At 60.7% G+C, this 14,769-nt stretch carries 15 protein-coding genes and 1 tRNA gene; 6 read left to right on the top strand and 10 right to left on the bottom strand.

From position 1 onward, the window contains the following. Window positions 1–8 precede the first annotated feature (8 nt). A tRNA-Sec gene (locus tag VFO29_00080) sits at window positions 9–102 on the bottom strand. Between the two features lie 424 nt (window positions 103–526). Beyond that, a complete protein-coding gene (locus VFO29_00075; GenBank protein HET9391904.1) occupies window positions 527–742 on the bottom strand; it encodes a DUF2283 domain-containing protein in 216 nt (71 codons plus the stop codon). A 1,275-nt stretch (window positions 743–2,017) separates the two neighbouring features. On the opposite strand from VFO29_00075, the gene VFO29_00070 reads away from it, so the two are divergent. From VFO29_00070 to VFO29_00060, 3 genes are all read left to right on the top strand, one after another. Then, a complete protein-coding gene (locus tag VFO29_00070; protein ID HET9391903.1) occupies window positions 2,018–2,362 on the top strand; it encodes a hypothetical protein in 345 nt (114 codons plus the stop codon). A gap of 18 nt (window positions 2,363–2,380) precedes the next feature. After that, window positions 2,381–2,632: a DUF1036 domain-containing protein gene (locus VFO29_00065; GenBank protein ID HET9391902.1), complete on the top strand. Its 252-nt coding sequence runs from the start codon at window positions 2,381–2,383 to the stop codon at window positions 2,630–2,632. Between the two features lie 66 nt (window positions 2,633–2,698). After that, window positions 2,699–2,860, top strand: coding sequence for a hypothetical protein (locus VFO29_00060; GenBank protein HET9391901.1), 162 nt, complete (start codon window positions 2,699–2,701; stop codon window positions 2,858–2,860). Here VFO29_00060 and VFO29_00055 read toward each other — a convergent pair. Beyond that, window positions 2,851–3,831, bottom strand: a complete 981-nt coding sequence (locus VFO29_00055; protein HET9391900.1) for a site-specific DNA-methyltransferase — start codon at window positions 3,829–3,831, stop codon at window positions 2,851–2,853. The genes VFO29_00060 and VFO29_00055 overlap by 10 nt on opposite strands. A 73-nt stretch (window positions 3,832–3,904) precedes the next feature. Between VFO29_00055 and typA the strand changes: the two genes are divergently transcribed. The 3 genes from typA to VFO29_00040 are packed head-to-tail and all read left to right on the top strand — an operon-like array spanning window position 3,905 to window position 6,509. Next, a complete protein-coding gene (gene typA / locus VFO29_00050; protein ID HET9391899.1) occupies window positions 3,905–5,734 on the top strand; it encodes a translational GTPase TypA in 1,830 nt (609 codons plus the stop codon). Further along, window positions 5,731–6,123: a protease inhibitor I42 family protein gene (locus VFO29_00045; protein ID HET9391898.1), complete on the top strand. Its 393-nt coding sequence runs from the start codon at window positions 5,731–5,733 to the stop codon at window positions 6,121–6,123. Before typA ends, VFO29_00045 begins: the two co-directional genes overlap by 4 nt. Further along, window positions 6,120–6,509, top strand: a complete 390-nt coding sequence (locus VFO29_00040) for a protease inhibitor I42 family protein (protein ID HET9391897.1) — start codon at window positions 6,120–6,122, stop codon at window positions 6,507–6,509. Before VFO29_00045 ends, VFO29_00040 begins: the two co-directional genes overlap by 4 nt. Here the strand turns inward: VFO29_00040 and VFO29_00035 are convergent. The 7 genes from VFO29_00035 to VFO29_00005 all read right to left on the bottom strand — a co-directional run. Continuing rightward, complete coding sequence (locus VFO29_00035; GenBank protein HET9391896.1) at window positions 6,499–7,053, bottom strand: hypothetical protein; 555 nt, start codon at window positions 7,051–7,053, stop codon at window positions 6,499–6,501. The genes VFO29_00040 and VFO29_00035 overlap by 11 nt on opposite strands. Window position 7,054: 1 nt before the next feature. Then, window positions 7,055–9,676, bottom strand: coding sequence for an ATP-dependent chaperone ClpB (gene clpB, locus VFO29_00030; GenBank protein HET9391895.1), 2,622 nt, complete (start codon window positions 9,674–9,676; stop codon window positions 7,055–7,057). A gap of 12 nt (window positions 9,677–9,688) precedes the next feature. Next, window positions 9,689–10,693: an adenosine deaminase gene (locus VFO29_00025; protein HET9391894.1), complete on the bottom strand. Its 1,005-nt coding sequence runs from the start codon at window positions 10,691–10,693 to the stop codon at window positions 9,689–9,691. Further along, window positions 10,690–12,561: a selenocysteine-specific translation elongation factor gene (gene selB, locus VFO29_00020; protein HET9391893.1), complete on the bottom strand. Its 1,872-nt coding sequence runs from the start codon at window positions 12,559–12,561 to the stop codon at window positions 10,690–10,692. The genes VFO29_00025 and selB overlap by 4 nt, the downstream gene beginning before the upstream one ends. 3 nt (window positions 12,562–12,564) lie before the next feature. Continuing rightward, a complete protein-coding gene (gene selA, locus VFO29_00015) occupies window positions 12,565–13,896 on the bottom strand; it encodes an L-seryl-tRNA(Sec) selenium transferase (GenBank protein ID HET9391892.1) in 1,332 nt (443 codons plus the stop codon). Next, entirely contained in the window at window positions 13,893–14,219 is a 327-nt protein-coding gene (gene trxA / locus VFO29_00010; protein HET9391891.1) for a thioredoxin, read from the bottom strand. Before trxA ends, selA begins: the two co-directional genes overlap by 4 nt. A gap of 104 nt (window positions 14,220–14,323) precedes the next feature. Further along, the coding region (locus VFO29_00005; GenBank protein ID HET9391890.1) for a DNA gyrase C-terminal beta-propeller domain-containing protein at window positions 14,324–14,769 on the bottom strand (446 nt) is incomplete at its 5' end.

Below are 14,769 nucleotides of genomic sequence, written 5' to 3'. Positions count from 1 at the left end.
GCGAGCATTGGCGGGAAAGTGTAGGAATCGAACCTACCAGCCGGCTTGCGCCGGCCTCAGCGGTTTTGAAGACCGTGCGGGCCACCAGACCCGTACTCTCCCATAACCCTAATTACATCGGGATTCACCTAATTTAACGGCCTCGTTCGTTCCGCGAAAATCTATTTAATCTTGTCGAAATGCTCATATGGGATTCCGATAATGTCGCGTGCGATAGAATACCTCTCGCCATGTTTCTGCAGTCGGCAAAGCACAACATGCGTGCCCTTTGGATAACGTTCGCGTTCACTGTGCAGTACTATATCATCATGGTTTCTATAGAAGTGGCCATCGCTCAGTCTTATTGTTGCTACGTGCCGTGGAGCACTTGCGCTGACATCCCCTAACACCGTTTGCCTTGAACAGCCGGGAAAGGCCTGATTTCTGTAATCGAAGGAACATGCTGTACCTGTAAGGGCAAGGGCAATCGCTAAGCCCGCGAAACTCATCTCGCGCGTGCGAAGATTAATCAACGTTGTACTTGTGATCAACGAGTCAGCACGATCTCGATGCCGCAAAGATCTTCCTCACCATCAAGATCCAGTTTCACAATCGCTCCGTCGGGGGTTGTAAATTCGTCCGATCCTTCAATTCTGTCGATTTTTTTGAATCGGATGTAAAGAGCGTCACCCGGGTCAGCGTCTTGGTTTGGCAACCCCGATTTGCGCAGAAGTTCTACAAGGTGGTCATACCCAATTATCATTGTCTTGCGTTCTTTTGTTGTTAAAGCCGACGTACGACTGCTGCGCGTTCGCGATCGGAACGAGGCGCTTTCCTATGGCAAGTCATAAAGCTTCTGCAACCTATGGTCTCCGCTGATTGCTCGTGCGGAGTTTGTATGCAGATTAGACTCAATGAACCACCCGCGCGGGCGAGCAGCGTCCTGATCGCAGTAGCAGATAACGCGTATAGGATACAACTTTGGGTTTTCTGTGCCTGAGACCTCGGGGCATTTACCCAGTCGCGTGCAGTACATGACCACCTGCCAGCCAAAAGTTCCCGGATATTTTTCGAGCCGGTTTGCACCGGGAACATGTCGTGCTAGGTCAATTGCATGTGCATCTCCGGCCATGTATTCACTGGCGGCTCCGCACGCTGTTATCGCCCCAAATGACATCGCGAGTACGGCGAGCAGACGCATTGCAACGGAATGGTGCATTAACACTTCCCTGGGGTCCTGCCTCTGGCTCGACGATTCGTGTTCTGTAAGAACTTTCGGGCGCCGCGTATTGTAGGTCTGGCGTGTCACGGATTTGTCACGGACGGGCGCTGATTGAGCCCTTCTTGGGCGGACTAGTTAGGAGAATGAATCGCTGCTTGGGCGATTATATCGGGCTTTTCCGGAATTACGCGAGTTGGTCAGGAAACGCGTGGAGGCGTTTGAATACCGTGCGAGCCACCAGACCCGTACTCTCCCATAATCTTTGTCCGGATACCCGACTACTCTTCGACCACTGCGCACTTGACGGCGACCGACTTGCCCCCAAAAACGGGAACGCCTTCAACCTCTATCTTCCAATTGCTGGGCCTTCCGCCGAGGTGATCCTTGACGCAACGCACTGACCGGGAACCTCCGACCTCGTCGACATCAAGAACAAATATAAAATTTCCGTTCCGATCCAGCGCCGGCCAACTCGCTGATTCGTGGCCCCGAATTGTCTTGCTAAAGAGGGAGCCTCTGCCGCTGCGCATTTGAATTCCCGGAGTAATTCGCCACTGCGTTTGCGCCAGCGGACCGTCCGGATTGGCCAAGCGAATTGTTATATAACCATCGGCTCGACAAATTGCAGACGACATAACGAAAAAAACACACGTCGCAATAACGGCACTTCGAAATGTTTTCATGGGACGAGATTACCGATGCTTGTACGTTGCCCCTTCGACCGATATCGACGGCGATTGGAGGACGAACCCGCCTCCTCGTCTGCTTCCTGGACCGCGACAGGGTGCGCTCTGAAACGGCGGGAAACAAAAGGGCATGAAGCTCGCGGTTTTCCCTCTTGCCGTTTTGTTGTGCGCCGGTGCAATCACGCCCGTGCGAGCGGCCGAGGACATTCGGGTATACAACGCCCAGTCGTACGTCATTAGTGTGCGAATCGTCTACCGAATCGGCGTGACGCAGGACAAGAACTGGCTCTACGGCCATGAAACCGCGGAGTTTCCCGGCGAAAAATCGGGCAGCCGCGCGCAGCGGATCGCAGCAAATGCAACTGTCCACGTCCACGGCAAGCCGGGCTTTTGGCCGTGCAGTCTCGAGATCAGCAAGCCGGGCAACTACGAAGTAATCCGAGCCGGCGATTACTGCAAAATCCGCCGCCGCTAAATTTTAGGGGAGGTCCGTATGATGCCTCGCATTTTTGTCATAATTTTGACGCTCGGTCTGGCTGCGGCCGCGCTTGCGCCGCGTCCCGCTCTGGCGCAAAGCCAGCACGTTCACCTGACCGCCTGCAACGACACGACGTTTCAGATTTGGGTAGCCGCGGCTGAACCGATCGACCTCGACTCCGACGGCCTCGCAAAAGGCTGGTGGAAAATTCAGGGAGGCGAGTGCATGTACGTCGGCAGCTACTGGACGGATGCCGAAGGCTTCTAGGTCTACGCGCAAGCCGCCGACGGCACGAACTGGAGCGGAAGCACCGACGCTGATGACTATTACTGCGTGGATCTCAACAATGCGTTTTCGCTCGACGACGCTTGGCGCGCACATTCGTACGACAGTTGCCCCTCGGGCTTTACCAACAAAATGTTCCGCTTCGTGCATTCACCCAGCGGGTACGGCAACGACGAGAACTTTGACTACACGTACCGCTTTCACATGTAGCGCGTAAGGCGCTTGCGGATCGCCCAGGCGCCGCGTTCGAATTCGGCGCTCAGCGTCGCGACGATCGCGCTCTGAGCGGCGCCCGATGCACGCAAGTCGCGATAGCGGGCAGCAAGGCGCTCCGCCTCGGCGGGACTCCATGATTTCCCCCGATTGCGCACGACATGCGGCGCCGGCTCGGGCTGCAGCATCGAGCCCGGCGCGACTTTGCGTAACTCCGGCACGCGGCTGCGGAACGTTCGCTCCGAGATCTCGAAGCCGACGAACCGCCGGTTCATTCCGATCGCTACCGCGGCCGTCGAGCCGCCGCCCATGAAGAAATCGCAAACCAGATCGCCTTCCTTACTACTGTACGCCAGAATTTTTTGGAGCAGCGCCTTCGGGAGCTCGTTTTTGTTTTTCCGCTGGCCCGGCTTGTACTCGCGATTGATCGTCCACACGTCCTCGCGATCGCGATAGTTCAGCGAGCGGCCGTCGCCGGCGGTTTCATCCAACGCAAAGCGCGCCTGTAAGTTGAACGTCCGCCGGCCGCCCGGCTTCGCATAATACAGCACGTGATAATGCGACGAGACGAACTTCGCCGACGTGTACACGCCGAAGTTGTACTTCCAAATGAGGTGATTGATCTCGCGCAGCTTCGTGCGCCGCAAAGCGTCGAGCACGTCGTACAGATTCGTATAGCCGGAGACCACGTAGAGCTGTCCGCCGGGCCGCAGCACGCGTTCGGCCTGCGCGATCCAGGCGCGGCTGAACGCCTTGTATTTTTTCGCGTCGACCTCGACATAGCCGTCGACGACAAACCGCTCGTCCCGGTTGTAATGGCGGTGCAGGCGGTCGCCCTCGATTCCGTAGGGCGGATCGGTGACGATCAAATCGACGCTTGCGTCGGGCAGATGCGCGACCGCCCCGCGCACGCAGTCCGCGTTCACAAAGAGATGCTCGCCGATGCGTTCGACTTTTTTCACGGCCACCGACCAAGCTTACGCTGCCGCCGCCTCCCTCTCCCGTGGGGGCGGCTCCTTGCCGGAAGGCGAAACAGACCGCATGATCCTCACGCGCCCTGACATCCGCAACGTCGCAATCATCGCGCACGTCGATCACGGCAAAACCACGCTCGTCGACGCCATGCTCAAACAAAGCGGTATTTTCCGCGAAGGCCAGCAGGTCGCCACGCGCGTGCTCGACTCCAATCCGCTCGAACGCGAGCGCGGCATCACGATCCTCGCCAAGAACACCGCCATTAAGCACGGCGACATTAAATTCAACATCGTGGATACGCCCGGCCACGCCGATTTCGGCGGCGAGGTCGAGCGCGTGCTGCAGATGGTGCAGGGCGTTCTGCTGCTGGTCGACGCCGCCGAGGGCGTGATGCCCCAGACCCGGTTCGTGCTCCGCAAGGCGCTCGAGCTCGATCTGAAGACGATCGTTGTCATCAACAAAATCGATCGCAAGGATGCCCGCCCGAGCGAAATCGTCAACGACGTCTTCGACCTCTTCGTCGAGCTGGGCGCCAACGACGAACAAGCCGAATTTCCCGTGGTCTACACGAACGCCAAGCTCGGCATCGCCAAACGTTCGATGGACGATCAAAGCGAATCGCTCGAACCGCTCTTCCAGGCGATCGCCGACCGCGTGCCGGAAGCGCCGGCCCAAGACGGCCCGCTGCAGCTGCTGGTTTCGGCGATCGATCACAACCAATACGTCGGTCGCGTCGGAATCGGCCGCATCTTCCGCGGCTCGGCGCGCGTGAACGCGCCGATTGTCAAAGTCTCGCGCGACGGCACCGTCGAGACGGGACTGCGCCTTACGAAAATGCTGACGTTCTTCGGCTTGGAGCGCATCGAAGTCGAAGAGGCGATGGCCGGCGACATCATCTGCGTCTCCGGAATCGAAGGCTTGAACATCGGCGACACCATCGCGGACGTCCAGGCGCCCGAAGGCGTGCACGCCGTTGCCGTGGACGAACCCACCGTCTCGATGTTCTTCAGCGTGAACAACTCGCCGTTTGCCGGGCGCGAAGGGAAGTTTCTCACCTCGCGCCAGATCCGCGACCGGCTCACGCGCGAACTCGAATCGAACGTCGCGCTGCGCGTCGAAGAGACCGATTCTGCCGACACGTTCGAAGTTCGCGGCCGCGGCGAACTGCATCTTTCTATTCTCATCGAAACGATGCGCCGCGAAGGCTACGAACTGCAAGTCTCAAAACCGCAGGTCATCGTCACCGAACGCAACGGCCAAAAACTTGAGCCGATTGAGTACGTCGTCGTCGACGTGCCCGACGAGTACGCAGGTCCCGTGATCGAAGCGCTCGGCGCGCGAAAGGCGCTCATGTCGAACATGATTTCGATCGGCAGCTCGCGCCGGCTCGAGTACACGATGCCCACCCGCGCCATCTTCGGCCTGCGCGGTGAACTGCTGACGCTGACACGCGGCACGGCCATCATGTCGCACACCTATTACGATCACGAACCGTGGATGGGCGAGTTGCCCGGACGCAACGTCGGCGCCCTCGTCACCACCGACACCGGACGCACGACCGGCTACGCGCTCATGGGCGTCCAGCAGCGCGGGCGTTTCTTCGTCGGTCCGGGCGTTGACGTGTATGAAGGCATGATAGTAGGCCGCGCCAACGACGACAGCGACGTCGCGCTCAACGCCGTGCGCGCCAAAAAACTCACCAACATGCGCGCGGCTGGCTCGGACGAAAACGTCAACCTCGCCCCGGCGGAAGAGATGTCGCTGGAGCGGGCCATCGAGTTTATCGAGGACGATGAACTGGTCGAGGTGACGCCGAAGTCGATTCGCCTGCGGAAACGCATCCTGAAAGAATCCGAGCGCGTTCGCCAGCGCAAGAGGGAGAAAGTAAACGCATGAGTTTGAAGAGCACGGTTTTTGCCATTGTCTGCGCCATGTTCATCGCGGCACCGGCGCTAGCCGATACCTACAACGGCACGGTCTTTACGTCGTCGCCAATCACCGTGAAAGTCGGGCAAGGGTTTCTAATCGCGATCCCCGGTAATCCGACGACGGGATATTCTTGGACCGCAAAGAGCTCGAATGCAAACATCACCGTCTGGGGCTCCGCCTACCAAGGCCCATCGGCGTCGGCCAAGCCGATGATGGGAGCCGGCGGCCAGCAGATCTTTATCTGCAACGCCAACAAAGTTGGGCCGGGCGTACTCACGTTTTCTTACGCGCGGCCTTGGGAGAAAGGCGCCAAGCCCGCTCGTACCATGACGTTCAACGTCACCATAACCAAGTGAAGGCGCTGCTCACAGCGCTCTTCGCGATCGCGGCGATCGCGCCGGCGCTGGCCGATCCGGTGAACACCACGGTGTACACGGATCCGACGGTGCCCGTTACAATACGAGCGGGGCAAGAGTTTCTGATCGCGCTTCCCAGTAATCCAACGACGGGTTATTCGTGGACGGCTAAAGCGTCCAATCCCGACGTTGCGGTTTTCGGTTCGGCGAACGAACGCTCGGGCGTTCGCGGCCGCACGGTCATGGGAGCGGGAGGTCAGCAGATCTTCGTCCTGGATGCGCTGCACGTCGGCACCGCCAAGGTCACGTTCTCTTACGGACGTCCTTGGCTAAAAGGCACGGTACCCACGCGCACGCAGAGTTTTACGATCAAGATTACGCAATAAGACCGATAACCGCGGCGGCGCCAGCCAAAACCGCTGCGGTAAAGGCCAAGCGCTGGCGATAGAGCTTGATGTCCCGGATGTAGGCGAGCGCCATCATCTCGGTGGCCAGCTCTTCCTTCATGGTTTTTTGCGAAGTCGGCAGCGAGTCAATGTATTCATCGACGGTCTTCGACGACTGCACGCCCGGGCGATCGCGCAGCGAATCGCGCCAATTTAACGCGAACATGCCGCCCGCGTAAAACGTGTTCATCATCTTGACGCCGCGGATGTGCGGCGTGGCGTCGCCGATCCCGACCAGGGTTTTCACCGCGACGTACACCGCGAGGACGTACAGCAAGACCGCCAACGCCATGATCACGTGCGCGAACGAGACCGAGTATCCGCGCGCATGCCAATAGGCAAAGAAGACGGCGACCTGCGGCAGCGGAATCGCCAGAGCCGCCAGCAGGATGCTGACCTTTGTGTCGATCGCGCGAATCGTCGCTTGGATATCCTTGATCGACGAGAGCAGAAAGTACATCTGCTGGCCAAAATCGAGATCCATTCTACACCGCCACCGGAGCTGCGTTGAACGTCAACTCGCCGCGCTTCTCGTCATAATCCACGCGCACGCGCTGACCATCGGCGATATCGCCCGCCAAGATCTTGCGCCCGAGCGGCGTCTCCACTTCTTTTTGAATCGCGCGCTTGAGCGGACGCGCGCCATACACCGGGTCGTAGCCCGTCTTCACGAGATGACGCTTGGCGGTGGAGCTGAGTTCCAACTCGATGTGCCGGTCGGCCAACCGTTTGCGGACGCGCTCCAGCTGAATCTCGACGATCTTTTCGAGTTCTTCTTCGGTGAGTGCATGAAAGACGATAACTTCGTCGACGCGGTTGAGAAACTCGGGCCGGAAATGCTGGCGCAGTTCGTCGAGCACCGTCGCGCGCATGATTGCGAACTCCGCGCCGGACGTGTCGCCCTTGTAATCCAGAATGCGGTGGCTGCCGACGTTGGAGGTCATGATGACGATAGTATTGCGAAAATCTACCGTGCGTCCTTGCCCGTCGGTGAGGCGCCCGTCATCGAGTATTTGCAGAAAGACGTTAAAGACGTCCGGGTGCGCCTTTTCGATCTCGTCGAAAAGAATCACGCTGTACGGGCGGCGCCGGACGGCTTCGGTGAGTTGGCCGCCTTCTTCAAAGCCGACGTATCCCGGCGGCGCGCCGAGTAACCGCGCCACAGTGTGGCGTTCCTGATACTCCGACATGTCGATGCGGATCATCGCGCGTTCGTCGTCGAACATGTACTCGGCGAGCGCACGCGCCAACTCAGTTTTTCCGACGCCGGTCGGACCCAAGAAAATGAACGAGCCGATCGGGCGGTTCGGATCCGCCAACCCGGAGCGTGAGCGCACCACCGCTTCGGCGACCGCATCAACGGCTTCGTCTTGACCGATCACGCGCTTGTGCAACTCTTCGTCCAGGTGCAACAGCTTCTGCACTTCGCCTTCCAGCAGCTTGGTCACCGGAATGCCGGTCCAGCGGCTGATCACCTCGGCGATGTCTTCTTCGTCGACTTCTTCCTTTGATAGGCGCGTCTGGCCGTCGCGCTTGGCAATCGCCTCTTCCTCTTGCTGCAGCTGCTTCTCCAGCTCGGCCAGCTTGCCGTAGCGCAGTTCGGCGACGCGGTTGAGATCGTATTGGCGCTCGGCCTGCTCGATCGCCACTTTCGTCTGCTCGATCTCCTCGCGCAGCGCGCGCGCTTTCTGCGCGGCGTTTTTCTCGGCTTGCCAACGCGCTTGCAACGCGGATTGCTCTTCCTTGAGGTTGGCGAGCTCGCGTTCGAGTTGCGTCAGGCGGTCCTTGCTGGCGCGGTCCTTTTCTTTCTTGAGCGCCTCGCGTTCGATCTCGAGCTGCATGACGCGCCGCGTCAGCTCGTCGAGCTCTTGCGGCATGGAATCGATCTCGGTGCGCAGTTTCGCCGCAGCTTCATCGATTAGGTCGATCGCTTTATCCGGCAAGAAGCGATCGCTGATGTACCGGTTCGAGAGCACGGCCGCCGCCACAAGAGCGGAATCCTTGATACGCACTCCGTGGTGCGCTTCATATTTTTCTTTGAGTCCGCGCAGAATCGAGATGGTATCTTCGACGCTTGGCTGATCCACGAAGACCGGCTGAAAGCGCCGCTCGAGCGCCGCGTCCTTTTCAATATACTGACGGTATTCGTTGAGCGTCGTCGCGCCGATCATGTGCAGCTCGCCGCGTGCCAGCATCGGCTTGAGCAGATTGCCCGCGTCCATCGACCCTTCGGCTTTGCCCGCGCCGACGACGGTGTGCAGTTCGTCGACGAACAGAATGATCTGTCCCTCGGCGCTCTGCACGTCTTTGAGCACCGCTTTGAGCCGCTCTTCGAACTCGCCGCGATACTTTGCGCCCGCGATCAGCGCGCCCATGTCCAGCGAGACGATCCGTTTGTCTTTGATTCCCTCGGGCACGTCGCCGCGGACGATGCGTTGCGCCAGTCCTTCGACGATCGCGGTCTTGCCGACGCCGGGATCGCCGATGAGCACCGGATTATTTTTGGTGCGCCGCGAGAGCACTTGAATCACGCGCCGGATCTCATCGTCGCGGCCAATGACGGGATCGAGCTTGCCTCGCTCCGCTTCTTGCGTGAGATCGCGGCCGTAGCGTTCGAGACTCTTGTACGTTCCTTCGGGATTCTGCGTGGTCACGCGCTGATTGCCGCGCACTTTCACCAGCGCTTGCAGCAGTTTATCGCGCGTCAGCCCCGAGTCGCGCAGCAGTTTTCCCACCGCGCCGCTGCTCGCCGCCAGCGCGAGCAAGAGATGTTCGACGGAGACGTAGTCGTCTTGGAGCTGCTTGGCTTCATTGTCGGCTTGCGAAAACAACCGCGTGAGCTCGGGCGAAACGGTCACGCTGGCCGAGTCGGCGCCGGAACCGGTTAGGCGCGGAAGCCGGCCGATGGCCTCGGTCGTCCGCGCCTCCAAGGTCGCGGGATCGACGCCGGCTTCCCGTACGACCTCCGGCGCAATGCCGCCATCCTGGTCCAGAAGCGCGGCCAATAAATGCTCGGGCGCGGTCTGCGAGTTGTGCTCGCTCAAGGCCTTCGAGTAGGCCGAGTTGAGCGCGTCCTGCACGCGCTCCGTCATGCGATCTGCGTTCATCTCTGTATCCCCTTAGGGAGCCGCGGCCGCCAACCTGCCGATCTCCGCGAGGTAGCGCTGCTTGCGCTCGTCGTCGATGAACGAGGACTCGAAAGAGTTGCGCGCGAGCTGCACCAGGTCGTCGTCCGTAAGTTTGAGCGCGTTATAGACGGCGGTGAAATTGTCGGCAACGTACCCGCCGAAGTACGCCGGGTCGTCGGAGTTGACCGTGGCGCGCAAGCCGGCTTCCAACATGCGTTTCAGCGGATGGTCCTGCATCCGGTCCACCACGCGCAAGCGCACGTTCGACAGCGGACAGACCGTGAGCGGAATTTGCGTCTTCGCCAGATACTCGACCAGCTTCGGATCTTCCATGCTGCGCACGCCGTGGTCCACGCGCGAGACTTTCAACAACCGGATCGCTTCCCAAACATATTCGGGTGGCCCCTCTTCGCCGGCGTGCGCGACCGTCAGAAATCCGTTGGCCAGCGCGCGCTCGAAGACGGCTTGAAACTTGGACGGCGGGTTGCCGAGTTCGGCGGAGTCCAATCCAACGCCGATGATGCGATCGCGGTGCGGCAGTGCCAGCTCGAGCGTTTTCATCGCCGATTCTTCGGGCTGGTCGCGCAAAAAGCACATAATGAGCGACGTCGTGATTCCAAAGTCCGCTTCGCTGCGCTGCAGCGCCGCCCACAATCCGTTCAGAACCGTGTCGAACGATAGGCCTCGCTGCAAGTGGGCCTGCGGATCGAAGAAGATCTCGGCATGCTTCACGCCCTGCGCTTGCGCGCGCGCCAAATATGCAGTCGTCAGTTCTTCGAAATCGCGCTCGGTACGAAGTACGGCCATCGCCGCATAGTACAAATTCAGGAACGATTGGAGGTCCGTAAACTTATACGCGTCTTCAAGCGCCGCAACGTTCGGGTACGCCAGCTCCATGTCGTTGCGTTTGGCGAATGCGAAGATCTGCGCCGGCTCGAAGGTTCCCTCGATGTGCACGTGCAGCTCGGCCTTGGGTAGCGCATTAACATTTATCATGACGGAGTGCCGCTCGTAGCCGAACGCAGCATACGGTAGTCGCCGCTGCGCACCGTTACGCCGCGCGCGTCGAACCATTCCAAAAGCGGCACGGCGTACTTGCGCGAGGTCGCGATCACGTCGCGAAACTCGGCCATCGTCATCTGCCCGCGCTCGCGCAAGAACGCCTCGAGCCGGGCGCGGATATGCGCGATTTGGGTGCCTCTATACAGCGCCTCGTTGACCTTCACGAACGCACCTTTGGCAAGCAGCATATCGAAAGCCTTGCCCGCGCCGCCGACGTTCGACTGCCGTACGCGCGCAACGGCGGCGGCCAGTTCCACCGGCAGAAAGGGATTGGCCGGATCCAGCGGCACGAGGTCTTCGAAGAACGCCTTTTGTTCGGCGGTCAGTTGCGGAACGTGGTCGGTGCTCGCGTAGTACCCCGCGCGGTGAGCGATCCGGCCTTCATCGGCAAGCGCGTTCAGCACGCGCCCGAGCAACGCCTCAGGGACGTCGAGCGCGCGCGAGAGCGCCAGCGCCGTTGCGCCCATTATCCATGGCTCGCGCCGTTGCGCGTCGTTCAAGTGACGCAGCGTTCTTTCGAGCAGCGCTTCGGCGGCCGCGCTTTCAACGTATGCGGCGGGCCGCGCCACGCGCAGCACGTCGCCGCGCGCCACAAGCTTTTCCAGTGCGCTCTCGACGTGCTTCTCGCCAAGATTCGCTTCGCGCGCAATTTCGGTTGCATCGAGAGCCGCGAGCCCGCGCCGAAGCACGCCGAGGACCGCATCTTCCTCGCCGGACGTAGCGCTCTCGGTCGGTGCGGCGTGAGGTGCGGCGCCTTCAATGCGCCCGCCGCCGAGCAAGTCTTTGGGCGAGAGCCGGCGCACGACGAACGCGCTTCCGGGAAACGCTACCGTCGCGCGGCGCAGTAGCAACCGGCCGCGCACGGGCACTCCCGGATTTGCATCTTCATCCAGCACTAACGTACCGAGAATCTCGGCCGAGCCGATGTATGCACGCACCGCGTTACGGCGGCGCAGAATCGGCATCGCTTCGCGCAAAGCGTCGAAAGTTACGTTGAACGATTGGCCGGCCGCAAACTCCGGCGCCACCAGCATCTCGCCGCGGGCGATCTCCGAAACTTCGACTCCGGGCAGGTTGGCAGCGACGCGCGTGCCGCCTTCGACAGATTGCTGTTGCCGTCCGAAGCTTTGCAAACTGCGGATGCGTACCGTTTTGCCGCTCGGTTCGAGCTTCACGCGATCGCCGGTGGCAAGTTTTCCCTGCATCAATGTTCCGGTGACGATCGTTCCGTGGCCGGGCAATACGAAGACGCGGTCGATTGGCAGATACGCCGGCGCTTGCGGGCTTCGCGGCGGAAAACCGGCCAGCGCCGACTGCATGCGCGCGCGCAATTTGTCGAGCCCGGTGCGCGCCACGCTCGAAACCGGGATGATGTCCGCGTCTTGTGCGATCGTGCCTTTCAACGCGGTACGAATCGCTTCGCACGATGCTTTGAGCTCGTCGCTCGAAACGACGTCGGCTTTAGTCACGACGACGATCGTTTCGCGCACGTTCAAGTACCGCAGGATCTGCAGATGCTCCACGGTTTGCGGCCGCACGCCTTCATCGGCAGCGATCACCAGCAGCAGCAGCTCCATGCCGGCGGCGCCTGCCAGCATGTTGTGCAAAAACCGTTCGTGGCCGGGCACATCCACGATGCCGGCTTCCACGCCATCCTCGAGTTGCAGATGCGCAAAGCCGAGATCGAGCGTCATGCCGCGCAGCTGCTCTTCCAGCCAGCGATCGGGGTTAGTGCCGGTCAACGCGTTGACCAGCGAAGACTTGCCGTGATCGACGTGCCCGGCCGTTCCGACGATGTGCATGGATTAGAGCGCTTGCAGCGCAGCTATCGCAGTTGAATCTTCGGCGGGTTGTATCGTGCGCAGGTCAAGCAAAAGCCGGCTGTCTTCGATGCGCCCGATCACCGGGGGATCGTTCCGGCGCAGCTTGGCGGCTGAGGCTGTCGCGCCGTCAGCCGGCTGGATCGCGATCGCAATCGACGGCAATGCCGCTTGCGGCAGCGAACCGCCGCCGGCGAACGAAGTCGTTTCGACAACCTGCGCACCGTTGATAGCTTTTACGTACGCCGCAGCGCGGCCGCGCAAGCTTTCGGTCGTCGCTGCGAGCATCGCGTACAGCGGAATCTCCGCGCGACGTTCGGGTGAGGCCCATATGCGAAGCGTTTCAGTCAGCGCGGCCAGCGTCATCTTGTCGACACGCAGCGCGCGCAACAGCGGATTCGTGCGCAGCCGCGCGATCATCGTGGCAGACCCCACAATAATGCCGGCTTGCGGACCGCCCAGCAGTTTGTCGCCGGAAAACGTGACGAGATCGAGCCCGTCGGCGATCGCTTCCTGCACCGTGCGTTCGTGCGGCAAACCGTATTGCGCGAGGTCGGTGAGCGCGCCGCTGCCAAGATCTTCGATCACCGGAATACCCGCGCGATGTCCGAGCTCGACCAAGTCCTTGGGCGCAACTTCCTCGGTAAATCCGGTGATGGCGAAATTCGAAGGATGCGCGCGCATCAGCAGCGCGGCGTGCGGCGAGCACGCAGTTTCATAATCCTTGAGATAGGTCTTATTGGTGGCGCCGACTTCGACGAGCTGCGCGCCGCTGCGCTCGAGCACGTCGGGCAAACGAAAGCCGCCGCCGATCTCGATGAGCTGGCTGCGCGCGACGACCACGTCGCGGCCTTTGGCAAATGTATCCAGAATCAGCAAGACCGCGGCAGCGCAGTTGTTGACGACGAGTGCGTCTTCGGCGCCGGTCACAGCGCGAATCAGCGACACGGCGCGCCCGTAGCGCGAACCACGTTCGCCCTTGTCGAGATCGTATTCGAGGTTGGAGTATCCGGCGCTGATGCGTTGCACTTCCGCTGACGCCGAAGCGGCAAGCGGAGCGCGGCCGAGATTCGTGTGCAGCAGAATCCCGGTGCCGTTAATCACGGGCACCAGCGCTTCAAATTGCGCGCTCTGCAGCTTTTCGATTACACCGGCCGCCAGAGATTCAAATGTGTAGCCACCGTTTTGACGAGCGCGCCGCGCGTCTTCAAGCGTCTGCGCGATGCTGCGCTTCACGTTCTCTCTGCCGACCAGCGCCGCGAACGACGCGATCCGCGGTTCGTCCAGAAACCGGTTTACAGCCGGCAGATCCCTCAATTCAAATGTTTGCTGAGCATCGACGTGATCGTTTGCTCCGAAACGTATCCCACGATGCGATCGACGGCTTTGCCGCCTTTAAAGAGGATGAGGCACGGAATGCCCGAGACCTGATACTCGCCCGCGAGCTGCGGGTTCTCATCAGTGTTCAGCTTCACGAACTTCGCGCGGCCGCTGTGGCTCGCCGCCACTTTCTCGACCACGGGCGAAAGCATCTTGCACGGCCCGCACCAGGGCGCCCAAAAATCCACGAGCACGGGTTGGCCCGCGCCCAAAACTTCCTGTTGAAAATCGGTCTGCGTTACGTCGGCTAAAGCGCTCACTGGTGGTGTATTCCTCTCGAGAGTTATAACTGTGCTTCGTGCTTTTCGGTTGCGCCCCCGGGCCCTTCGTTACCTCAGGGTCCTTCGATACCTCAGGATGACAATCAGAGTTCCGTTTGCTGGGGTTCGCCCGTTATTTCGGTCAGTTGGGCGGCCTGCTTGCCCAGGTTGGTGATGGCGATGACTTCGTCGCCTTCGCCCAGCCGCTGCAGCCGCACGCCCTTTGTCGACCGGCCGGCCTTTCGAATCTCGCCGACTTTGATGCGGATCACCTGGTTGGCCGACGTGATCATCAACAGCTGATCGTCGGGCGCGACCAATATCTGATCGACGACTTGGCCGATGTCTTCCCGCTCTTTGGCAAACGCCTTCACGCCCGTGCCTCCGCGCGCCGAGTGACGGTATTCGCTGATCGGCGTACGTTTGCCGAACGCGCGCGTCGTAACCAGGAGCACTTCGCGGCGCTCGTCTTCGACGACGTCCATCGCGATCAGCGAGTCGCCCTTCTCCAGCGTCATCGCCTTGACTCCCCGGGCGTTGCGGCCCATCG

It is taken from the genome of Candidatus Rubrimentiphilum sp., assembly GCA_035710515.1.
GTDB lineage: Bacteria > Vulcanimicrobiota > Vulcanimicrobiia > Vulcanimicrobiales > Vulcanimicrobiaceae > Rubrimentiphilum.
This window is presented reverse-complemented; position numbering and strand designations above follow the sequence as displayed.